We start from the raw sequence: 24,135 nt of genomic DNA, 5'->3' as shown, positions 1-24,135 counted from the left end.
TAATGAATCGTGGATAACATGGAATTACAATATCGCAAAGACATTGATGGAATAAGGGCTGTAGCAGTACTGTCTGTTATGTTTTTCCATGCTTTTCCAAAGCTTATTCCAGGCGGCTTTATTGGAGTCGATGTTTTTTTTGTTATTTCTGGATTTGTGATTTCCAATCTTATTATCCACCAAATGGCTCATAGCCAATTTTGCTGGACCACTTTTTATATCAAGAGAATCAACAGAATATTCCCAGCACTCATCATAATATTATTGAGTGCCTTAGTGGGCGGCTACTTTTTGCTGTTCTCAGATGAATACCAAAATTTAAGTAAGCATATACTAGGAAGCACCTTCTTTCTTAATAATTTTATACTCTGGAATGAGGCTGGTTATTTTGATACTAGCAGTGATTTTAAGCCTCTTTTACATTTATGGTCTTTAGGTATAGAAGAACAGTTTTATTTAATTTGCCCGCTCATTTTATTTTTGATTTGGAAAAAAAGGATTAAACCCATCTTTGCGAGTTTAATAATTTTTATTTCCCTGTTTATTAATCTACTGGGAGCAACACATTATAATATCGCGACATTTTATCTGCCTCCATCTCGATTTTGGGAGCTTGGCTTAGGTGGAGCAATCGCCTATGTACGCTTTTTCCATTTAAAGCATCGGCAAAAGACAACGACCTCCACTCATATTAATCTATTAAATTTATTAGGTATTTTAAGTTTTTCTGCTCTATTATTTAGTATTTTTTATTTTAACAACAGCCTTATATATCCCGGATGGGCTGTATTATTGCCCACTCTTTGCACTGGAATTTTGCTATGCACAACCACCAGCTGGGTTAACCGCACTTTATTAGCGACACCTTTTTTAACCCTCATTGGCATCATCAGTTACCCTCTATATTTGTGGCATTGGGAATTACTTTCATTCGCTCGTATTATTTTGTCTGAAGCACTCTCTTACCGTTTAGCCAGCGCCTTGCTCCTTATCAGCTTCGGTTTGGCCTGGCTGACCTACCAATTTATTGAAAAACCCATTCGTTTTTCCATAAAAGGAAAAATGTATGCTTCTTCCATTGCTAAAATATTGGGATTATTTTTAGTAAGTACCGGAGTAATTGCCTTTATGGTTTATAACCAGCAGGGATTGGAATCAAGATCTGTGGCGCAAATCAAAAAATCATTTACTAACGATATAACAAATTTCGAACGCTATAGAACGAATATGCAGCAGTGCAATACCACCAATCAACGGGCAAAAAACCTGGAATGGTGTTTGCAAACACGTCAAGGTACCCCTAATAAAGTTGTTTGGGGTGATAGTCATGCGGATCATCTTTTCCCTGGATTGTTAAAATATGCTCCGCAAGAAAACTGGCTATTACTCGGGCAATCATCCTGCCCTCCCGTGTTAGGCGTTCAAGGTTTTTGGGTTGGGTTGAAAGATACCTGTGCATTAACCAATAAGATAGCATTGCAAATTATTTTAGAAAATCCCTCAATTGATACGGTGGTACTTGCTTCCCTAGGTCCTTTTTATGTAAGTAACCAAGGTTATGCAGCCCAACACTTAGGGAAATATGCTCCTTCCGGCTTTATATTACGCTCAGAAAAAGAAAGTACTCCTCTCGAGGATAAGGCCAAGGTCTTCTATAAAGGCCTTGCGCTAACAATAAATAAACTCCAACAAGCCGGGAAAAAAGTCATTTTATTTCAAGATATTCCAGAAATTCCCTTTATGCCTACTCGCTGCCTTCATCGCCCTTTAGCGCCGTACAAGTCGTGCCATATTCTTAAGAATGGTGTTTTAAAAAGACAATATATATATAAAGCCGTACTAACTAAATTAAAAAAAGAATATCCAGAAACTCTTATTTTTAACTCTGTTGATTTGATGTGTAAGCAGAATTGCCAGCTAACCTACAAGAACCATTTGATTTACCGCGACAGCCATCATTTAAGTACTGCAGGCAGTCATTTTATTGGTAAAAAACTAATAAGCTGGATGAAACAGCAACCTACAAAAGGATAAATAATAAGATGAACACATGCTCAAACACAATTGCAATATCTTGCCAGCAAGACTAAGCCCCTATAAAGTACGTTTTTGCCGGAATCTACCCTGGACTATCCAAGTTGTGAGGTAATTTATTTTGAATAAGAGCACCACTATCCATGATGAGCTTAAAGCAATTTTCATCGATTGGCCTATATGGTTTATGTTAGGAACACAAGATATAAAATTAAGGTATCGATGCTCATCAATTGGCCCTCTATGGATCAGCATCAATATGGCCATTACTGTCTGTTGCATGGGGTTTTTATATGGCCACTTATTTAAGATAAATATAGGGGAATATTTTCCTTATTTAACCTCCGGTATTATTGGATGGTCATTTATCTCAACCCTTATCTTAGAGAGTAATAATGCCTTTATTGAGTCCGAAAGCTATATAAAAAATCAGGATTCGTTTATTTCATTATTTATGATGAGATTATTCTTAAGAAATATAATTATCTTTGCGCATAACTTATTGGTCTTTATCCCCATTATTTTCATCTGCAATATCGGCGTGAGTTTTAAAATTTTATTACTCATTCCTGGGCTGTTTATTATTGGTTTTAATGTAATAACCTGGGGAACTTTATTATCGATTATAACCACCCGTTATAGAGACTTTAATCAAATAATTGGCAGTTTTATACAAATTATCTTCTTTTTAACGCCGATTATGTGGATGCCCAATTTGTTACCGGAAAGGCTACAATGGGTAGTCGCCTATAACCCTTTCCACCAGTTTCTTAATTTAATTAGGGACCCCTTACTAAATAATATGATAAGCACTCAGACCTTGGTAATGGTGAGTCTGATTTCGATTTTAGGTTTTATGCTATACACCCATTTCTTGAGTAAATTTAAATACCGCATTGTGTTTTGGTTATAATGGAGTAAAAACATGTCTTCAATAAAATTAAACAATGTATCCTTGGACTACATTATTAAAAATGGCTCTAACTCCATTAAAAAATCAGCTATTCATTTGCTTAATAATTGTTTTAGAAAATCCCCTAATACACAATTTGCCGTTAAAAACTCAACCTATAGAGCACTTGATAATATTAACTTAGAAATTAATAAGGGCGATCGTATTGGTTTATTAGGCAGAAATGGTGCAGGAAAAAGCACGCTGCTTAGAGTGCTTGCCAAGGTTTATCAGACCAATATAGGTAAAATTGAAATCAATGGAAAAATATGCAGTTTATTTGATGTAAGTTCCGGTATGAACACTGAATCAACGGGATATGAAAACATTGTTAATTTAGCAACCATGCGAAGAATTTCAAAAAAGAAACTCCCTGAGTTAATAAAAGATGTTGAAACATTTACGGAGTTAGGTGATTTTTTAAATAGTCCCGTTAAAGTTTACTCTGCTGGAATGCTGTTGAAACTTGCCTTTGCAGTTGCCACAGCCATCCCGCCAGAAATTATGTTAATCGATGAAATTATTGGGGTTGGCGATATCCATTTTATGGAGAAAGCAACCAAACGTCTTGAAGACATAATTGAACAAAGCCATATCCTGGTTCTTGCAAGCCATTCGAATGAGATTATTAAACGATTTTGTAACAAGGTTATTGTCTTGGAACGTGGCCAAATTCAGTTTTTTGGCGATGTAGAACAAGGTATTGATTTTTATACATCTCAATCATGAACTTGTGCATCGATCTGATGCTAAAAAATTAAAGGGATGGTATTATGAGCGAATTTACTTCATTTAAATCATTAAAAACTATTATTTTTAATTTTAAATGAATGCCGCATAAACGGAATATGCGAGCTTTGGGTCAAGGAGACTAACTTATTTTGATCAAGATGGTCTAAATGGAAACAAATCCTAATCATTTAAAAATAATAGGCTGTGGTGGCCACGGCAAAGTGGTAATCGACGCGCTTTCCCTATGTGATCACTCCTTTCATCAAGTCTCCCTATGTGATAATAATAAAGCCTTATTAGGAACAGAGCTTTATGGGCTTTTAATTGATTCAACCATGGAATCATTAACCCATTTTAAAGGTTTTGCCCATGTAGCTATAGGCGATAATCAAGTAAGACAAGCAGTTTTTAAATTACTAAATAAAGAAACCACTTTAGTAACTATTATCCATCCAGCAGCGTTAATTTCTAAATATGCACGTATAGAACCAGGAGCATTTATAGCTGCTAAAGCCCTCCTTGCGCCTGAAAGTTCTATAGGTGAGGGTTGCATTATTAATCATGGAGCAATAATAGATCATGAAGTAACCATAGGCGCATGTACTCACATCGCGCCAAATTGTACTTTAGGTGGAAATGTAACGATTGGAAAAGAAGTGTTGGTAGGGGCTGGAGCAACAATATTACCAGGCGTGGTTGTTGGTGATAAAGCGATTATTGCTGCTGGCGCTGTCGTGATTAATGATGTCAAAGCAAATACCCTGGTTAAGGGAGTACCTGCTGTATAAATGGAATAAAATGATGTTTATCAATAAGTTATTTATAAATAAAAGTTTTAGCTTAAAAGAAGTATTAAGCAAGTTACAGGAAACGCAGCAAGAGGTTTTATTATTGGTCGATGCTGAAGAACGTTTGCTAAGAACAATCACCGAGAGTGATGTTAAACAATTCTTATCAGCAGATTACACGCTCGACTCAGATCTAAATGATTTGCCAGAACACACTGGAAAAACGTTGCCCGCATCAGCGACGGTCCAAGATGCTTATTATTTAATGAAACAGCATGAATTAGACCATGTTTTGCTCGTAGATAATAAAGACCGGCCTGTTCAATTGATTCAGCAAAAAGACTTATCCCCGAGTATTATTCTTTCATCGGCCCACATTGGTGAATATGAGCAACACTATGTTCAACAGGCCTTTGATACCAATTGGGTCACTCCACTAGGTCCAAATGTTGATTCTTTTGAAAAAGAAATTGCAAGTTACCTTAACATTAAATCAGCAGTGGCTTTAAGCTCAGGGACCGCGGCATTACATCTGGCTTTAGTTTTATTAGATGTGAAAGCAGGTGATGTAGTTTTTGCTCCCAGTTTTACATTTATTGCTACAGTAAATCCTATATTGTATCAAAGCGCCACGCCCGTATTTATAGACTCCGATTTAGACTCCTGGAATATGTCTCCTATTGCCTTGGAACGCGCCTTAGCAGAGGCGAAAGCCACTAACAAATTACCCAAGGCAGTAATGATTGCGAACCTTTATGGACAAAGTGCTAATTATGATGCTTTATGCCAAATCTGCGAACATTATGGTGTACCGATCATAGAAGATGCTGCAGAATCATTTGGTGCAACATACAACAACAAACGCAGTGGTACTTTTGGAAAATTCGGGGTAATTTCCTTTAATGGAAATAAAATTATTACAACCTCGGGCGGTGGAATGTTAGTTTCCGAAGATGAGGATTTAATAAAAAGAGCCCAATTTTTAGCAACTCAGGCTCGTGATCCCGCACCACATTATGAACATTCTGTGGTTGGATACAACTATCGAATGAGCAATATTCTTGCAGGTATCGGTAGAGGGCAATTAAAGGTTTTGGACAGCCGTGTCGACTCAAGACGTGCTATTTTTTATCGATATAAAGAAGCATTTAAAAAATATAACTTTTTGGAAATGATGCCCGAAATTAAAAACGGCTTTTCTACGTGCTGGTTATCAACCATGTTGATAAAGCCTGAATATTCTACCTTGAAACCAGAACAAGTGATTGAGCACTTGCAACGACACAATATAGAAGCAAGAAGAACATGGAAACCCATGCATAGACAACCCTTATTTGCCGGAGCAACATACTATCCGCATTCCGAGAATTTTAGTGTGTCCGATTATTTATTTAATCAAGCCTTGTGTTTACCATCCAGTTCGAATTTGAGTCCATATGATATTGAGCGAGTAATTGATTGTTTGAATGATATATTTAACCGTAGCTCGCAAAAGATGGCGGCTCTAGCTTAATAAGACTAGGGCACAGGAAAATTGCCCCGTTAATTGATGTTGGATCCATAGAACATTCAACTTCTCTCAACAACACCTCCAACTGATTGCTAACGCAAACGGGGGAGGGCTTGCTCTCATAAAATGAACGCTAATGAAAAAATACTTTATAAAAATGTGGATTTTTAACAAGCATGCCCATCATATACCCATAGCACTTAGCTCTCATCCGATGGCCGCGGATATCAAAAAGTAAATGCTTCAACAATATTTGCTCATTAACGGACCAAGGCTTATTTTCTTCAACAACCTCCCACCCTAAGCGAGAATAATGTTTGGAAAGATGCACAGGCGCCTCACAAACCAAATAATCTAAATGATTCTTAATAGAGTATTGAGTAACATAATTAAACAACATAAAAACTACATTGGCTTGCGTACGATATTTTTTATCCACCACTAACCGCCCCACCTCAGCGACCTTGTAGTCATCATGGACAAAAGGCTTTAGTTTGCAAATACTTGATTCTTCAATTTCTAAAAAGTGATTTTTTTTGCTGTTACGGATAATTAAACGTATGGTACCAATACATTCTTTTTCATTATAGACAGCAAAAATCACAGAATGTTTGTCATATTTACATGGTTTTAAAGAAGGAATACCATCAATGTACTCAACTAGCTCAGAATGCTCATTTAAATAAATCGTAAACGTTTGATACCTTAATCGACATACATCCAAATATTCACGGCTATCCACCGATAATTCTTTACCCAAATATCTATTATCCATATCAACATCAATACGAAGTAAGATACGTTAACTATAGACTGCTAAAAAAATGAAAAAGGAGTTTTAGTGTAAAAATTAAGCAAATAAATTATACTCTTTCCTAATGCAGGACTCGATTCATTCCTTGCTGCTTACCCCGGTGTTTACTATAAAACAACATCTGCGCATACTGATCTAATTTCATTGAAATAATATCGATAACACCACATAATGTCCCTCCTTAAAACAAAGTTCGCAGGCAAGGTACATTATGCCCAAAAATAACATTCAACAACAAAGCTCAAAAACCAGTTCTCATCCAATGAACCAAAATTTATTTGTCTTTAAATTTACTCCCTTACCCCAAAATTTGGATAATGATCCATCAGTAATGAGACATCAGTTCCATTTAAATATTGATAAAGAGGGGAAGTTGGGCGACCCTGAGCCTGTATATAAATCATCCAAGAAACGTTCATCGCCGTCCAAATCCGCAAGGTCAACTACAAGGCAATCTAGTTGTGACACCAACCATGAACCTACGGACACGCCTACATCTGAGATCCCACCTAGCCTCTATAATAATGGGAGCTCGCCAACATTCTTTACCACTTTATCGCCACAAACAACCAATAGCGCAACAGCAGCTCCGAGAAATAAGATCTCTCCTGTAATTGCGGAGAAAATCAAAATTTCCTATTTGGTTAATAATAAAATGGTCGATGAGAAAGAATTAGACTTATCAACTATTCAGGTCTTAGCTGAAACATTTAAGGCATCAGCGACACCACTAGAATCTGAATTGTCCCGGCCAAAACTCTGGTAAATATATATTGGGAGGCAGACCTTGGATTTAGCAGCCCATGAAGATGGGTAGTAAATTCAAGGCAGGCCCGCATTATGATGCAGGATACCTAGGTTACTGAATTATCCTTTCAATGCAGCAATTTCTTCGTCATTAAAGACACGAGAACGAGTTAAAAAACGTATGCCTTCAGGCGCTTCTAGGGAAAAGCCAGAACCTCGTCCTGGAACCACATCAATAATTAATTGAGTGTGTTGCCAATAAGAAAATTGCGAGGCACTCATATAAACTGGAGTCCCCTTAACATCTCCCAAACACACATCACTAGCACCTATTTTAAACTCATCTCGCAAATAACACATAGGGGCACTGCCATCACAACAGCCGCCTGATTGGTGTAATAATAACGCACCATGCTCTTGAGTTAATTTGCCGAGCCATTCCTCTGCTAATGGAGTGGCTATTACCCGAGCAGGTGCCTTCATGATTAAAAGAATCCTAAGGGTTTGGCCGCATAACTAACCAATAAATTCTTAGTCTGTTGGTAATGATCCAACATCATCCGATGATTTTCTCGGCCAATACCCGATTGTTTGTACCCCCCAAAGGCCGCATGGGCGGGGTATAAATGATAACAATTAGTCCACACACGCCCTGCTTGTATCGCATGCCCGACTCTGAAGGCTCTATTCTGATCACGGGTCCACAAGCCAGCCCCTAAACCATATAAAGTATCATTGGCAATTTCAATAGCCTCATTCTCATCATTAAATGAAGTCACACAAAGTACAGGACCAAAAATTTCCTCTTGGAAAACGCGCATCTTATTATGACCTTCAATAATTGTTGGCTGAATATAAAAACCATCATTTAAATCTGCAGACATATGAGCAACTTCGCCCCCAGTAAGAATGACTCCGCCTTCTTCTTTTGCCAAGGCAATATACGATAAGATTTTTTCTTTTTGATCATTCGATGCTTGAGCACCGATCATGGTTTCGGTATCCAAAGGATTACCTTGTTTAATTAATCTAACTCGATCAATAGCATGAGGTAAAAATTCTTTATAAATTTTCTTATCAATCAAAGCTCTAGATGGGCAAGTACACACCTCGCCCTGATTCAACGCAAACATGCTGAATCCTTCCAATGTTTTTTGAAAGAAGTCATCTGATTCAGTCATGACGTCTGCAAAAAATAAATTAGGTGATTTCCCACCCAGTTCTAACGTTACGGGAATTAGGTTTTCTGAAGCATATTGCATAATGAGACGACCCGTAGTGGTTTCTCCCGTAAACGCGATTTTCGCGATCCGTTTATTGCTGGCCAAAGGTTTACCAGCTTCCACGCCGAAACCATTAACAATATTTAAAACCCCTGGAGGCAATAAGTCTTGTATCAACTCGGCAACAACTAAAATACTGGCAGGCGTTTGTTCAGCAGGTTTCATGACCACACAATTTCCCGCAGCTAACGCCGGTGCTAATTTCCAAGCAGCCATCAAGATAGGGAAATTCCAAGGAATAATCTGTCCAACGACCCCTAAAGGTTCATGAAAATGATAGGCAACGGTTTGCTCATCTATCTGGGAAAGCGTGCCTTCTTGAGCCCGGATACACCCAGCGAAATAACGAAAATGATCAATGGCTAAAGGAATGTCCGCCGCTAAGGTTTCGCGAATGGGTTTTCCATTATCCCAAGTTTCTGCAACTGCTAACATTTCTAAATTGGCTTCAAGACGGTCCGCAATACGATTTAAAATAAGGGCCCGTTGAGCAGCAGGCGTTTTCGCCCAACCCACTTTGGCTTGATGAGCCGCATCCAAAGCTAACTCAATATCTTCTGCAGTTGAACGCGGAATCTCACAGAACTTTTGACCATTAACCGGACTAATGTTATCAAAATAATTCCCACGCTGCGGAGGAATCCATTCGCCATTAATGAAATTATGGTAACGTGATTTAAAATTGACTTTGGCACCGGCTTGATTAGGATTGCTATATTTCATGTTATTTCCCATGTAATAAATTTAAGGATCCATCCACAACAATCTATTCAATACATTGCGCGATTCGTGTGTAAAAAATAGAACTTATAAGGTCATATCTATTGCTCTGAACGCACAGCGCATGTCTGCGTCAATAACTGAACAACTGCAGAAAAATTTAATCTCTCTCTCTAAATCGCAGCCGATAGCTGTCGCCTCGATGTGCCGCTTTACTTTGCGAGAAAAATGACTGAAACATGACCAATTATTTTTGCTCCTAACATAAAGCAATAGACTGAAATGAAGGCTTCGTCAAGTTACGTTCAATTAACTCAGAGCCCATTTACGCGTGTCGACTAAGACGAGGTACGCGAACAAAACTTATGAGGAGCATTTGTATTCAAAAATCAATTCATCTATATGAGTGTTTCAAAAACAGATGGATCATATTTACCAGAAAACGGCGTCAAGAAAGAGTTCATTTTATCAAGAGCATGCTTCTAGAAAGCAATATGATCGTACAGATCTTTAACATTCCCCGTTTCAAGTATTGCCACACTCCAAATTCAATCCCCTTCATTATTCTCTCTGGGAAGTAACCGATCGATGAAGTTAGATGGCCGTTCCACTTCCCCCTTAGGCTCTACACCTTCCTATCTAATTTCTACCGCGGGATACTCTTCAGTGTAACTTTCACCCGTAACACCATAATAAATAACTTTTCGTTCTAAAAAATCGACATCATAACCAACAACACCCGACTCCCATGCATGCATTAAAAACTCTGGAAAACTGCTTCTACCCTCTTGATCGGCTCGAATGGCCTTTATTAATGCATCGCGATTAAACATAAGAAATTCAAATGTACCTGTGACTAAGGGATTCCCTTGCTGAGCAACAACACCTTCATTCAGTATATAAACTGATTGACATGAAGGTAGCGTCCAACGATTCATAATAACTCCACATTGGCGAAGTATTTCTGCTAGCACTGGAAAACCTCCAACCTTGGGGCGGATAGACATAGCGTATTTTTGTGCTTCCGTTAATTTTTCTACTAATTTTAACATGAGTATCTCCTTGCTGATTATTTAACCGGGTTAGAGTGGAGTTTGTGATGATCGGTGAGTTTTTTTAGTATTTTGATAAGAGTGACTTTTTCGTTATCGGAAAGAACACCAAAAAACGATTCATCATTTTGATCGGCGGAATCAGCAAGACTTGGTACAAGCTCAATTGCTTTAGAAGTTAATTTAATTTCTTGAAATCGACGATCATTTGAGGATTCAGTGCGAGTCACTAGACCTTTATTCAAAAGACGTTCAATTAATTTAGAAACAGCACCACGAGTAAGTCCTACCATTTCTGCGACATTACTAGGGGAAGTAGATTTTTTTGTTTCATACATTTCGCGTAAAATGACCCATTCTGCGACAGCGACATCATATTTCCGTAGCTTTTTAGCAAATGCTTGTGAAACTTCATTTGAAACTACTCTCATATGATATCCAATATGACTCTTTAAAGTACTTACATTTCTTTTTTCCATAGACCCAACCTTATTAATTCACATTAGTTTAATATGAAACAGTTTCCAAGTAAACTATGTATGTGAGTTTACCCTTATTCAACATGTATTAAGTAGGCTCTAGATTTAGAGACGCACATAGTTCAATCTCAGGCATCATAACAAGTTTGTTTTGAACCACCACGTTCCCCAAACAGTCGCAGCGACCGCCCCCATTGTTCCGATGATGCACTGGCGGCTAAAAAATTAGCTTTAAACGCTTTAGAGATAATAAAAAATAGTGTTTATTAGTGAAAATGGGCTCGTCCTTGAACACTGAGCTTAGCTTTTTTTACTGTGGTGCATGCCGAAACTTAATTGCGATACAGACTCCAGTATAATACAGGCTCGGCAAGTTGCCGACGAAGTCGCTTGTGCACCATAAGCCTCCTGATACGATTGCTACAAAAGAAGGAGGCACATGAGCAATGGTATCAGGATAGAAGGAAAAGTTTTATTTAGTTGATATTAACATCTTTCTGCAACATGACTGAATCCTGATTATTGCATACCGAATTTATATAATAGGTAAATTTTCCAGGAGTTCCGGGTAAAGATCGGTCGGTCCAGTTTATTGATGAGCCTTGCCAAAGTACTCGCTTTAGCCAGTCACGAACTTGATAACTGGTTACAGGTAGACTTTGGGTTGGAGCGGACCAACTAAGACTGATGAGTTTTTTATCGCTACTATAATTTGCATTGATGTTGGTTGGAGGGAGGCACTGAGGAGTATCAGGAATGATTACATCAAACTGTACATCTTGAGAGACACTATTGCTGCAAACCGAGCTCAGGAAATAGGTAAATTTTCCTGCTGTACCTGGGAGAGAGGTATCTGTCCAATTTAGTTTACTATCTTTCCATAATACTCTTTTTTGCCAATCCTTAACTTGATAGGAAACTACAGCCCCACTGTTGGCTGGGGAATTCCAGGACAAATTAATATGTTTCTTATCAAGGGTATAGGATGAGGAAAAATCTATCGGTGGGTTACACTGATCAGTGGGAGTAGAACCTATCTGGTAAACTTTCACACTGTTCACTTTCATACTCGCAGATTGCATTTGTGGGTTAGGTGCCCCAGCATAGGGTCCTCCGACTGCAAGATTAACGATAAGATAATAACCACCATTGGGGTCATTAAACCCTCGTTGTAATGCATTAGCACCATCAGCAGGTAGCGCATCTGTTTTTAATGGTCCCCAGGTTTTCACATTATCAATATAGCCCGTAAGGATATACCCGCCATTCTGACTGTTTGGATCTTGTTCCCATTCAAATCCCCAAGTGTGCGGGTTTGCATAGGCTAATTGAGGAAACTGATGTGAATCAAGGGAATAGCCCCAGCCACGACAATCTCCGCCGCCACATTGAGAGGAGTTTCCATTAAAATGCAGCGCGCCTGTAGTTATGTTAAAAGCTGTATTTTTAGGATAGGCCTCCATAATATCAATTTCACCATTTTGAGGCCAATTAGAATCATAGGTAGGCATCATCCAAATTGCAGGCCATAATCCTTGATTGTAGGCGCTTGGATTTTTATTTTGCTGACATAAGCCATCAATACTTTTGGTACAAACAGGTAAGTTGATGTTAACTTCCAGATATCCATGTTTTGCTTCTTTCGTAGTCCATACTTCTGATGGTACGGGGGAGTTAAATGGCGGGGAGTTAAGGTTAGCTCGAGTCATTATTTCTCCGCTTTTCCAAAACCCAGTATTAATCAAATCTGCGAGTAGCGTTAATTTTCCGTCCGTACTCTTAATTACTTTTGATGTATCATAGACATTAATTTCGCCGGATATGCGGTGATCATAATTGGTTGAGGCATAATAATTGAGCCCACTGCTTGCTTTATCTTGCAAAATATCGGTAATTAATTGACATGATTTTAATGGGTCAAAGGCGCATGGAGCGGAAAAAGCTAGAGTACATGAAAAAAAAGATGGCAAGACAAACAGCAAGTTTTTATTAGTTATCATTCGTTTTCGTCCTTATTTAGGTGGTATCTTTTCCTGTTAAAATTTATAAGAGCTTGATTATTAAAATAATCAATTTAGATTGTAATAAAATAACTGTCTGTTTGGCAAAATTATTAAATAAAAATTTCCGATGCCACCAGCACATCGACAACGGTCCGGTTACTCACCGTAAGGTGGACTTGACCTTATTTTATATCAATATCGCCTTCAATTATTGAAGAATTAGTTCCCATTATAATTTGAGTGAAAGCACCTATGGCGCAAATCCACATTTGATTGCTATTTATTAGTTTGCTCCAGGCAATAGATAAATTAGGTTACTCCTCAAATGTTGAAGAAATAGTCTAAAATTCAAGAGTTATACTTATTGGACAATTCATCATGGTTAATCATAAGCACATTGTTATATTGATTATTATTTTAATTTCTATTGCTCTATTTATTTTTAATTAAAGAAGCTATCTGTCAGCTTTAGTTTGAACGCATTGAATGTGGGATGGGTTATGCATTGGTATGCAACTATACCTCTTCTATATCCATAAGGCGTACTTCAAATGGATTCGTGTATTTCTCAAATTAATCCCAATGAAGTCAAAAATTTTATTATTGATTATAAAATTTCAAATTAATAGAATGCCATTAATCTGATTAACTTATTGAATTTAACATGCGCTTACTTCTCGCTATTTTTTTACCTTTTACGGTGTTTTTCACTATCGGGCGACCATTAGCAGGAATTATCTGCCTAATATTACAAATAACGCTTATAGGATGGATACCAGCCGCCCTATGGGCGGTATATTCTCTTTCCCAATTTAACACTGATAGAAAAATACGCGAGTTTAAGAATCGATAAATAAATCTTATAAAGAAATGAACAACTCTTAACCATAGGCGATACGATGAATCCATATACCGTAATACAACTAGGAAATCCTTCGCTTAGAATGATATCGGAACCAATTACAGACGATCTTTTTGGTTCTGAGGAGTTAAAGGAGATGGAGTCCATTCTTTTTAAAACCTTAGAAAAAGAACAAGGGCTAGGGCTAGCTGCCCCACAAATTGCTATCCAAAAACGTGCCATTGTATTTGGTATGAAACAGCATCCCGTACGCACTGATTTACCATCTATTCCATTTACTGTTTTATTTAATCCATCATTTGAGCCCCTTTCTGAAGTTATAGAAGAGGCGTATGAAGGTTGTTTAAGCGTGGGCCAGCTAAGAGGAAAGGTTCCTCGTTACAAATCAATTGCTTATCGCGGCTATGATGCCAGTGGAAATTTAATTGAACGAGAGGCATCAGACCTGCACGCGCGCGTGGTACAACATGAGTACGACCATTTAGATGGAATTATCTTTCTGGATAGAGTTACAGATTATAACTCGCTGGGTTTCCATGAGGAGTTAGTACGCTCTGGGGCTCTGCAAGCCAAGAAGATTGATTAATGCTTACAGTATCAAAAAAAACTCTTCGGTGGTGCCATTGGTAATGTTCTTGAAATGTATGATATCTCATCTGAGGTTTGTTCTCCGTTTATCTTTCTAAAGCATTTCTAGCACCTAGCGCCGAATTATCTGATATCTTTTTTCCTATATTTTGCGTCCTCTTGACAGTTTAATTAGACGAATACTCGCCGAGCAGCTACCTTACGCAAGTAATTTCCCAGGCTTGATTCTGGTCCTGGTTGCAGGTATTAATATTTTATTCATGGGATTTTATTTAAAAAGGATTTAAATACCCCCTAATTTATTTATACTAAAGGCTAATGAATAAGTATTCATTTTAATATCCATTCATAGCCTTTAGTATCTAACCTGACACTACTTAAGCCATCCTCGTTAATCTTACATAAGAGAGCACCTACTCTTCCGTTCATCGTCCGGTGAATTTTTCCGCGCAGATGAAAATAAACTTAGCTGCCCTAAAAGGCTACTATATACGTCCGTCAATGGGTTATTTTTTTCTCTTTGCAATTGCGCCCGGAGTTCTTTTGTAGTTTCAGACAAAGATAGACATTCACTCTCCAATTCAATAAAACGAACGGTCTCTTCGTTTTTTGTTTTAAGCTGGCTGATGAGTTGCTTATCCAATTCGCCACTAAAGAATCTCAACTCTTGAGCCATGATTATAGTATCTCCATTCACACACGCGATTGCACCATAACCTTCAGGAATATTTATGCGACCTATATTCTGATCCTTAAGTTGTATTGCTAATTGCGCCGCAAGCATCGGCGCTTTTAAGAGATTCTTTTTAACTTTAGGATTTTGCATTACGGCAGCAAAGTTGAATCCCTCACCTCTAGCTATCCCCTCAAAGAAAAGGTCTGCTCCACGCCTGGTTCTATCCATGCTTGCGCTTGTCGAGTGATGCAAAACAAATTGATTATCCATTTTTCTTCTGGCAACAACCGCATTACAGGGAGAAAAATCTGTTGAGAATACATTAAGGCCAACTCGTGTACCTGATATTTCGGCTTCATTCCCACGATTACCGGTATCTCGTAATAATTTAATAATCTTATTCAGATAATATAACTCACTACTCGTGGCTTTACCCTCTGGACTCACATCTAACTCATCAATTAAATCAAGATACGCCTCACAAACAAAAGGAATAGGGATACGAGAAACTAATGTTTTGTCTTCAATGAAATAAATTTCTCTTTGTTCACCAGTGCCTATTAACAGGATTGCATGCTCGTCACATTGCCTAATTGCATCTATTTTGACCGAAAATTCCTCTTCATTTTCAAAGATATAAAGTGCATAATCTTTATAAGCTAACTTCTGCTCCACAATCAGTACAGGAACAAAAATACAAGCAAGAGATTTACCATGATCAAGTAATGGTAATAACTTCCCGTTGTTGTCCGTGCACTGAACTTTCCCATTAGATCCTATTGAAAGAATGATTAATGAAGGAATAGTATTTTCTTGCATCATAGGCAATCCCCTCTTACGTCCTGGATAAATAAAAACTAAAATCTGCCGTTCATCTTTATTATCAAATTTGAAATGAAAGCAGATGTTGAATCGAGTATAGCACAATATCTGAGCACAAAGTTTCGTTTTAAACCACGACGAATTTTACCTGGCATGCATTTTTTCGATTGTTTAAAATTAGTTTTTGACAGCTAAAGTTTGTCCTTATCGATTCCGAGCATTGACTACTTCTAAGCATGTAGCAGAAATAAATACTCTCCAGATACCATCGCCGGTTCCTTAAATATTTAGCACGACATTCTACTCTAATGAAGCAGAGTCCGACCCCGCAATTAAGCCCCCTTAACTTGAGGAACTCATTGTCTTATCGATTAGTTATGGTTGGGTAACGATTTCCAATGTAGATACAGAATCGATGGAACCAGAACCTTCATCCCTATGGGCCCCAAAAGATATACTCCCAAAAGGGATCCATTCCGATCCAGAAGTTAGATCATTTCCGATTAAGTAGAGTTAGTGAACAAGTACTAACGAAGCTCCTGAAAATGCTATCCGTCATGATCTTGCCATGTTGAACTATTAATATTTTAAAACTAGACAGATCAACCCTCTCAATGTTATTTATGTAGTTTTTAGCCTGCGCTTTGACCCAAACATGCTCATTCTGCAAGTTATTGTCCGTTCTCTAAAAGTGATGCATTCAGATGAAAAAAAATATTTTTATAATGAGTTTGTGGATTGGTTTATGCAATTTATTTTCTTTAAATAGCGAGGCAGCAATACCAGTATTTGAAATAAAAGCCGTAACAAAAGCTCCTCAACAATTATTAGCGAATCGTATTCTAACGATGCAATATACCGTAAAAAATAACAGTAAAAAAATGCGTACATTGACCTTAAAACCTATGCCCGGAATAGAAGAGGTCTCTGGGGCAACTCTTTGTCACAGCCCATTTAACCTAGCACCAGGCCAATCGTGTTTTTTAAATTTGAAACTTAACACCGCACAAATGGGTGCGGGAATTCACGCCGGTCCAGTGATCTGTCAGGCTAAAGGCACCACTAATATTCCGAATCCTTTGCAATGTTATGGTCCATCCTTAGCAGACCAGTTGAATATCAAGATTATTCCTTGTGCGAACAACAACTGCCTCAATAAAACGACTGAGCGTTTATTGCGTAATGTTACCCATAGTTATCAACAACAATATAATATTCCGGGAGTCTTGGCGGGAATCTGGGTGCCAGGGCAAGGACAATTAATTATTGAAGATGGGGTCGCCGATATCAGTACCAACAGGCCTATTAGTGCATTGGATCACGTTCGGATAGCCAGCCTCACGAAATCGTTTACGACAACGGTGATTTTGCAATTAATTGAGCAAGGATTAATAAATTTAAGTACGCCGATTAGTAGCTTAGGTTTTACGATCCAAAATAATGGTGCAACCATTGCGCAATTAGCCAATATGCGTAGTGGAATTTTTAATTACAGTGCAGATCCTAACTTTCTTCAAAACTTGATTGATGACTTTTTAAGAAAATGGTCGCCGCAAGAGCTAGTTACGATTGCTAATGGCAATAATACTTATTTCGCGCCGGGGGCTGATTGGCATTATTCAAATACGAATACTATTATCTTGGGAATGATTGTTGAACAATTAACTGGAAATTTCATTGGTAAAGAAATTTACCATCGAATAATTAGTCCCTTGGGCCTGAATGAAACCAGCTATCCTACAACGCCTGAGATGCCAGTTCCTTTTGCAAAGGGGTATGCCGGCACTGATTTGGAAGACGTAACGCGTGTAGATCCGTCTTTTTCAGGAGCGGCCGGAGGAATGATTTCCACGCTTGGGGATTTAAAAATCTGGGTTGAATCTCTGGCTACAGGCAGCCTTTTATCCACTGCAATGCAACAAGAGCGTGTCAATAGTCTTTTACCGATTAGTTTTGATCCCTGTGCTGATAATGATCCTTCACGCCCACATCCAACATGCCCAGAATACGATAATTATGGCTATGGCATGGGCTCAATTAATGGTTGGAGAGGGCATACCGGAGATTATTTTGGCTATTTATTATTAATGATGCATGAACCCAATAGCAAAGCAACGATTGTAATTGTAGTTAATCTATCTGGGGTAGGAGCCCATATTCCCACCAATTTATTTAGGGAATATCTGAATATTATTAACCTTTAATCCGTCTCTTTTATTTCTCACTATTTGGAGTACTTCTCTTCCTGTTATCACGAAGGCGCCCATTCATATAACCTGGTGCCAATAAAGCATCATTGATGAATAGGGTGGATCGATGTGCTGTCATTAATTTAATAGTTATGCTGATGATTTTTAATATCAAAAACTATCTCTTAAAACGCAAGCCAGCCCCCATGAATAATGATATTCGAAGCTTGTTTATTTTGCTGTTCAATGCTATCAATAATGGCTTGTAACACCGAAAAATGGTACTGCTATGGACAGTAAAATAGAAAAACAACCATTAACATTGACCCTGCTCGGCACCAATACAGAGTATTATCCAGAGCTAAAGAAAATAGCAAAAAGAACTCCCTACACTAAAGGTGCAACGGTATGCGATTACCCTAAAGGTGAAACCCTCAGCATCATCTCTTCATTAATAAAAGCCTCGACAGCGAAACTATGCACTAAGGGGGATACTAAAAATCCCTATGCTTTGCAGGCAGACGAAATTACAGTAATTAATGGCCCCAAAACCGATGGCTCCAATGTCGGTGAAAAAATTGCCTATGGATTAGCAGCCATATTAAACGCCTTGAGTCGCGGGCAAACAAAAATCAATCTATTGGCCCACAGCAGAGGGGCAATCGAAGCTATTTTAATCGCTCATGAATTAGAAAGTATCCGCGCTATAATAGGCAGCTGCGTCTGCTTTAACGAGGTATTAAAAAATCTAAGCGAACAGCAAAATAAAAGACGTAAGGGCCCACCAGCCAACAATACCCCTGATATCATTGAACCCTTAAAAGCACAAATCAACCTAATCGCTCAAACCGAGCAGGAATCCTGGTTTAACAGCTTAAAAAACAACGTGGATAAGATATCTTTAAGCTTATTCGCCATCGACCCAGTTCCTGGCGATTGTTTTCCAATTACCTGGTATGACGAACGATTTTTTGTCCTTCCAGCACTCATCGAGCATAGCGAATTCATCTATTATAGCAATGAACATTCAGACAGAGGATTTACGCCAGTATTCCCAAGTTTAGCCGCGGCAGAAAAGCAGCGTTTTTCTTTTTATTCAATGCCCGGACACCATGGCACCGGCTCCAGTGGAAATAATGGCTCGCAACAAGATATCATCGTGGCACCACAGGGCTACAAAACTACCCACGTCCAAAAATTAATGCTTTACAAAATAATTCACTTTTTAACCCAACACGGAGTGAGTTTTAATGATGGCAAACAAATATTCTATCAGCATAGCGCCTTGGGCAGTAGCTACCTAGATGCCAAAGACGATGCACAAAGCATCAATTTAGCCAATCTCGATTTCCCTGCCATTTTGCGCAGGCTATATAATAAAATACAAGAAAATCAGCTAGGCTATGAAGCCTATAATTCCACCCATTATTCCTTCATGGGCCATAACAAACAACGCATGATGCTTCACCAAGGTCATCTCTATGCACTCTTTGATGATTATTTTTCAACCTACACCGGCTATGTCAACGAAGAACATGCACTACTAATACAAGCCTATTTTTTTAACTTATTTGGTCTTGATAATAACAAAACAAATCTAATTGAAATGCTTAATACCGCAGGAACGGTTTTAGAAAAAAACATCCTAAATATCGTCAATGACGAACCGTCCATTTTGCAATCAGAACTGACTCGAGACAAGATATTGGAAACCTTTGGCATCGTAATCCAATTAGTGAGCCAACAATATTTAACCCACCACTGGGTTGCCGACCGCCAACAAGAAAAAAAGGCACTCTATGAGGCTCTACTGGCTATTCTCAATAAATTCGCCACACTACCCACTGCGAATCATCTAATCATGCAACAATTTTGCACAGCATTAATGAATTTGTGCTTTATCAACATCAACAGTACTTTAGTTTTACATGCTCAAGAATTAGAAAAAGAATTTAATTGCCTACAAGAATCAGTAGACGATAGACTCCAGCATTTCTTTGCTGCAATTTTAACCCAAATAAATCATCTGGAAAGCAGCCCCCAAGCAATGCTCGATGAAATAACCCATACCGCAGCCTACAAACAACTACCCAATTCCCCGATAACACCCAAGTTAAGCTATATTTATCAAAACCTCCTCGGTAAAGGATTAGAACAATACAGCATAGAGCAACTGAGCAAAAACTATGCGGAGCAATTTAACCATAGTTTAGAGGAGTTCAGTAAGCTTCATTTGCGCTTGCAAACTCTAATTGAAGACTTAGCCTGTTTAAGGAGTATGATTCCTACCGCTTATATTGAAGTAGAGGAACTTTCTCTACTCAATAAAATACAAGCCTTAATGGCCACTGCTGCCGAACGATATTATAAAGACCCTCAAGCACTACCACCGAAAGCAGCTAAAGATTCTTTTCCCTATCTAGCCGAACACTATGCAATAAATCATTTTAATTTAGTGGATCGCTATCTAGAACCAACGCCGCCCCCAGTGGAAAATAAGGGAGCCAATAGCAGTCTATGGAACAAAATGTTTTCCTTTTTCAGCAGCACAAAAAGCTCAGCAACGCCGTCCTCATCGACTAGTGAAGAAGGACTTAATTCCATGGAGTTAAAAACATTCCACCCCGACCCAAGTTAAGTGCATATGAATATATCTATAAGGTGACGTGGTCAGATCTGACGTAATAGTATGGACCCTGCCACTTTAACAAGGCTTCATAATGAGCCAGAATGAGATTGTCGATTCATTCAAAAAAGTGGCAGGGTCCATACTGAAATTTTCTTGAAATTAATCTTATCTAACCTTGGTCAATATAATAATCAATAGTTAATGGTAATCCATGTTGTATTCCAAGACCGATTTCACCAAACCACGGTGCTGCTCGGTTTGTTTTTACATTAGCTAATGGTTTTATAACTTCGTACTCACTATAGGGCCTTTTTAGGTTCGTACCTTAGGAAAAAATCTCATTAAGAATGCTTGAAGGGTCAAGCCTTGCTTTTTGCGCACTTGCTAAATTTACAATACAACTCACATGCAATGCGCAAAAAGAAAAACTTGGGCCCATGGTTTCTATGCTTTGAAACAGAACAGGGCTTTGAATTTAATCCCTAATAGCTACATTCATTTTATTTGATAATTTACAGCTCAAGGCTTGCTCTCATGATTGTACCTATTCCTTAGAATTTGATAAGTCTTTTTAGGATCCTTTATATATGCATGTATATCAGCAATAGTTAAATCAATAAACCCATAAAGATGACTATACACATCCTCATTAAAAATATATTTATCTTTATCTCGGATAAATACCAAAGGATAAGTATACTTAAGACGTGGTAATTGGCTACATGAGCCAATAACACTCACATCTCTGACACCATCCTCATTCATATCATGGAAAGATACTGCATTAATATGACAAATGCCTAACCATAACAAATCAGAAGGTTTAGGAAACTCAATAATATGAAAAGGAGCACTCAATTTATAATACCCATACCACATAGCCTCATCTTCAAAATTATCATCGTGGTTTTCTCTAGCATAATCTAATTGAGATTTATTTACGTAAAATGCAAAAAAACAGGCCTTATCTTTATCAATCAAAAAGGGATACACTGAGTTTTTTACAACTTTATAACCACTAATCTTTGTTGAGCAATCGTCTTTATGTGCGAAAGACGATAATGATTGCAATAAAATAAATACTGTCAGAATAAAATTTTTCATATTAATCATAGCCACTATCTTGTTAACGTATTTTTATTATTAAGAATAGAGAAATAAACTTGAGGAACAGCGGTATATGCCCGTATATCGGAGATACTTAAACCAATAAATCCAAATAAATTACTATACACTTTTTCATCCAAAAGATAGCTATTTCCTTGGCGAATAAATACAAAAGGATAAGTGTAATTAATTGCATTTTGTTTATTACAAGCACCAATAACGGTTATGTCAGCCTTACCATCGCCATTCATATCATAAAAAGAAACAGCACTGATACTACAAACACCCCCCCATAATTTATCCAATGGCTTAGGAAATTCATAGATTTTAGAGGGATCATTTATTTTATAATATCCATACCATATAGCATATCCAGGATTATCCCCCTTTATTGACCCATCTTTTGTGCCAGGATTAGCTGTATAAAATGCAAAAAAACATGCTTTCTCTTTATCAAAAGAAAATGGATATAACGAATTACGTACTAAATGATACCCTTTAACTTTTGTGGTGCATGTACCTGAAAAAGTTATAACTGGATATATAAGGAAAAAAACATATAAAAATAATCTCATCGTGTTTTCACCATTTTTCATTTATTATCAAACAGCTGAAAATATTTATTATATGACGCAGCTCGTTTATTTATGTTAGATAATCCTGCATTAATAGAATATACAACAGCTCTAAAATATTTATCCCGAACAATTGATGCCGATGGAATAAAAATTTGCCCACTAAGCTTATCAACTTGCCCATTTAATCCCCTCTGCTGCCAATAATCTATCGCCACCTTCACATTAGTTGATGGTGCTAATAGTAAATCGGGATTCCTCACAAAATCTTTGCCACCTAATTTGAAATAATTTTCTTTTCCTGTAAGGTGAAACAATCCGCGCCCTCGAAAACGAAACCCATCACCGGAAGCTTCATTCCCGTTTCCGAGCATATTAGCATAAATAACATTGGCAAACCTTTCCCCTGAACCTAGTTCCGTAATGTATTTAAGATTTTCAGCATGGCTCATTGTCGCATTGTTACCTTTATCTTTTCGTAAATGATGAAAGTAATTATATGCACGCTGAGGGTCTCTATATTTAAAATCATTTTCAACAAATGTCGTCATCCCACCTGTTTCTTCATTTACAGTTGCAAAAAAATATGCCAGCCGTTTTGAACTATCAATTCCTGCTTCAGGTAACTGACGATTAAACTCTAACAAGTATTGATCTAGCAATTTTTTTTCTGCCTGAGGGAACATTGTATATAATTGTTCCTCAGAAATTAAATTTTTTTGCTCTGTCAATGACATAGAAAAACATACATCTCTTAATAAGCGGCTCTTAAGATCGTTCATTTGATCTGCAAATATTCCCGCATCAGAATTGAGAGCAGGACTATAGTTATAAAAATCATTATTAGATACTACCGCCCCAGAAACATTGCTTAAATTTGGCTGAAAATCATACTGAAGCGGCTCCACTATTGAACGGTTTCGATAAAATGGGATATAGGAAGAATGTTGTTCTTCTGCACCATTTGTATTAATCACTTGCTTTAAATCATTTTTAAAATCTTCTATACGATCATCCCAATTATTTAACTTTTTGTAGTTTTCCCAATCGGTCAATAAATCATCAATCTCAAGTCCTTTGATATTCTCTTTAGCAATATCGTTACCTATTTCCTCTAATCCAGACCATGCAAATGCCCCATCACAGCATTTCCAATTGTACTGCCAAAATTGTCTCCTAAAACTTGCAGTGCGTCAAAATGAGTGCCTGTGGTGAGTGATTGAGCGCCGGCTCCTGCTAGAGTTTGTAGCTCAGCGCATAGCATGCCGGTGTGGTTATCTAGGTTTTCGAGTTTTTTGCTGAGGTTTTCTCCTGCTTTTGAGCCCATTAGACCTCCGGTTACGGTGGCTACTCCTAACTCAGTCCAGTCGAAGTGTTGATGGCGTCTTATGGTGGTGTTAAATGCTTGGCTTGCTGCGTTTTGTTCCATCATTTCAAAGGCACTGGAGGGGCTAAAGTATTTATAGTCATACCTGCCTATACTATTTGATAGGTTTTTAAGAGTCCCTATAGTTTTTAAGCCATAGCCTATGCCTGCGGTAGCGGCTGTGGCCAGACCGGATATCAATGCCCC

The 24,135-nt window shown here is 37.9% G+C and carries 21 protein-coding genes and 1 pseudogene; 10 read left to right on the top strand and 12 right to left on the bottom strand.

Annotated features, from left to right (window positions below; genetic code table 11):
- The first annotated feature begins 18 nt into the window (after positions 1–18).
- The 5 genes from E1P08_RS06905 (at position 19) to E1P08_RS06885 (ending at position 6,019) form a co-directional block, all read left to right on the top strand.
- On the top strand, positions 19–2,034 hold the full coding sequence (locus E1P08_RS06905; RefSeq protein WP_133136300.1) for an acyltransferase family protein: 2,016 nt from the start codon (positions 19–21) through the stop codon (positions 2,032–2,034).
- A gap of 121 nt (positions 2,035–2,155) precedes the next feature.
- Entirely contained in the window at positions 2,156–2,947 is a 792-nt protein-coding gene (locus E1P08_RS06900) for an ABC transporter permease (RefSeq protein WP_133136299.1), read from the top strand.
- A 12-nt stretch (positions 2,948–2,959) separates the two neighbouring features.
- A complete protein-coding gene (locus tag E1P08_RS06895; protein ID WP_133136298.1) occupies positions 2,960–3,715 on the top strand; it encodes an ABC transporter ATP-binding protein in 756 nt (251 codons plus the stop codon).
- Positions 3,716–3,885: 170 nt separating this feature from the next.
- Positions 3,886–4,506, top strand: coding sequence for an acetyltransferase (locus E1P08_RS06890; protein WP_133136297.1), 621 nt, complete (start codon positions 3,886–3,888; stop codon positions 4,504–4,506).
- Between the two features lie 10 nt (positions 4,507–4,516).
- A complete protein-coding gene (locus E1P08_RS06885; RefSeq protein WP_133136296.1) occupies positions 4,517–6,019 on the top strand; it encodes an aminotransferase class I/II-fold pyridoxal phosphate-dependent enzyme in 1,503 nt (500 codons plus the stop codon).
- Positions 6,020–6,149: 130 nt separating this feature from the next.
- On the opposite strand, the gene E1P08_RS06880 is transcribed toward E1P08_RS06885, so the two are convergent.
- Positions 6,150–6,791 carry an N-acyl amino acid synthase FeeM domain-containing protein gene (locus E1P08_RS06880; RefSeq protein ID WP_133136295.1) on the bottom strand — a complete coding sequence of 214 codons (642 nt, stop codon included), beginning with the start codon at positions 6,789–6,791 and terminating at the stop codon, positions 6,150–6,152.
- A 250-nt stretch (positions 6,792–7,041) separates the two neighbouring features.
- Here E1P08_RS06880 and E1P08_RS06875 point away from each other — a divergent pair, with 250 nt between their 5' ends.
- Entirely contained in the window at positions 7,042–7,596 is a 555-nt protein-coding gene (locus E1P08_RS06875; protein ID WP_133136294.1) for a hypothetical protein, read from the top strand.
- 101 nt (positions 7,597–7,697) lie between these two features.
- Here E1P08_RS06875 and E1P08_RS06870 read toward each other — a convergent pair whose 3' ends face one another.
- The 5 genes from E1P08_RS06870 to E1P08_RS06850 form a co-directional block, all read right to left on the bottom strand.
- Complete coding sequence (locus E1P08_RS06870; RefSeq protein ID WP_133136293.1) at positions 7,698–8,060, bottom strand: DUF779 domain-containing protein; 363 nt, start codon at positions 8,058–8,060, stop codon at positions 7,698–7,700.
- Between the two features lie 2 nt (positions 8,061–8,062).
- A complete protein-coding gene (gene exaC, locus E1P08_RS06865) occupies positions 8,063–9,583 on the bottom strand; it encodes an acetaldehyde dehydrogenase ExaC (RefSeq protein WP_133136292.1) in 1,521 nt (506 codons plus the stop codon).
- Between the two features lie 632 nt (positions 9,584–10,215).
- A complete protein-coding gene (locus tag E1P08_RS06860; RefSeq protein ID WP_133136291.1) occupies positions 10,216–10,632 on the bottom strand; it encodes a DUF1398 domain-containing protein in 417 nt (138 codons plus the stop codon).
- Between the two features lie 17 nt (positions 10,633–10,649).
- Positions 10,650–11,111 carry a MarR family winged helix-turn-helix transcriptional regulator gene (locus E1P08_RS06855; RefSeq protein WP_133136290.1) on the bottom strand — a complete coding sequence of 154 codons (462 nt, stop codon included), beginning with the start codon at positions 11,109–11,111 and terminating at the stop codon, positions 10,650–10,652.
- Between the two features lie 476 nt (positions 11,112–11,587).
- On the bottom strand, positions 11,588–13,111 hold the full coding sequence (locus E1P08_RS06850) for a glycoside hydrolase family 16 protein (RefSeq protein ID WP_133136289.1): 1,524 nt from the start codon (positions 13,109–13,111) through the stop codon (positions 11,588–11,590).
- Positions 13,112–13,778: 667 nt separating this feature from the next.
- Here E1P08_RS06850 and E1P08_RS06845 point away from each other — a divergent pair.
- Both E1P08_RS06845 and def read left to right on the top strand, forming a co-directional pair.
- On the top strand, positions 13,779–13,967 hold the full coding sequence (locus E1P08_RS06845) for a YqaE/Pmp3 family membrane protein (RefSeq protein ID WP_133136288.1): 189 nt from the start codon (positions 13,779–13,781) through the stop codon (positions 13,965–13,967).
- Positions 13,968–14,013: 46 nt separating this feature from the next.
- Entirely contained in the window at positions 14,014–14,562 is a 549-nt protein-coding gene (gene def / locus E1P08_RS06840; protein WP_133136287.1) for a peptide deformylase, read from the top strand.
- A gap of 399 nt (positions 14,563–14,961) precedes the next feature.
- On the opposite strand, the gene E1P08_RS06835 is transcribed toward def, so the two are convergent.
- Positions 14,962–16,062, bottom strand: a complete 1,101-nt coding sequence (locus E1P08_RS06835) for a hypothetical protein (RefSeq protein ID WP_133136286.1) — start codon at positions 16,060–16,062, stop codon at positions 14,962–14,964.
- 704 nt (positions 16,063–16,766) lie between these two features.
- Here E1P08_RS06835 and E1P08_RS06830 point away from each other — a divergent pair.
- The gene (locus E1P08_RS06830; RefSeq protein ID WP_133136285.1) at positions 16,767–18,266 is read left to right on the top strand and encodes a serine hydrolase domain-containing protein; all 1,500 of its coding nucleotides are present in this window, start codon (positions 16,767–16,769) and stop codon (positions 18,264–18,266) included.
- A 274-nt stretch (positions 18,267–18,540) separates the two neighbouring features.
- Complete coding sequence (locus E1P08_RS06825) at positions 18,541–20,889, top strand: hypothetical protein (protein ID WP_133136284.1); 2,349 nt, start codon at positions 18,541–18,543, stop codon at positions 20,887–20,889.
- Positions 20,890–21,049: 160 nt separating this feature from the next.
- Here the strand turns inward: E1P08_RS06825 and E1P08_RS17735 are convergent.
- From E1P08_RS17735 to E1P08_RS17150, 5 genes and pseudogenes are all read right to left on the bottom strand, one after another.
- Positions 21,050–21,187: pseudogene (locus tag E1P08_RS17735) on the bottom strand (glycohydrolase toxin TNT-related protein); the annotation flags it as partial.
- Positions 21,188–21,399: 212 nt separating this feature from the next.
- On the bottom strand, positions 21,400–21,993 hold the full coding sequence (locus E1P08_RS06815; RefSeq protein ID WP_133136283.1) for a hypothetical protein: 594 nt from the start codon (positions 21,991–21,993) through the stop codon (positions 21,400–21,402).
- A gap of 5 nt (positions 21,994–21,998) precedes the next feature.
- Positions 21,999–22,583 carry a hypothetical protein gene (locus E1P08_RS06810; RefSeq protein WP_133136282.1) on the bottom strand — a complete coding sequence of 195 codons (585 nt, stop codon included), beginning with the start codon at positions 22,581–22,583 and terminating at the stop codon, positions 21,999–22,001.
- Positions 22,580–23,617, bottom strand: a complete 1,038-nt coding sequence (locus E1P08_RS06805) for a glycoside hydrolase family 19 protein (RefSeq protein WP_133136281.1) — start codon at positions 23,615–23,617, stop codon at positions 22,580–22,582. The genes E1P08_RS06810 and E1P08_RS06805 overlap by 4 nt, the downstream gene beginning before the upstream one ends.
- Positions 23,618–23,676: 59 nt before the next feature.
- Positions 23,677–24,135: hypothetical protein (locus tag E1P08_RS17150; RefSeq protein WP_165485114.1), on the bottom strand; the 459-nt coding region annotated here is incomplete at its 5' end.

This window comes from Legionella rowbothamii (assembly GCF_900639985.1).
GTDB classification, from domain to species: Bacteria; Pseudomonadota; Gammaproteobacteria; order Legionellales; family Legionellaceae; genus Legionella; species Legionella rowbothamii.
This window is presented reverse-complemented; position numbering and strand designations above follow the sequence as displayed.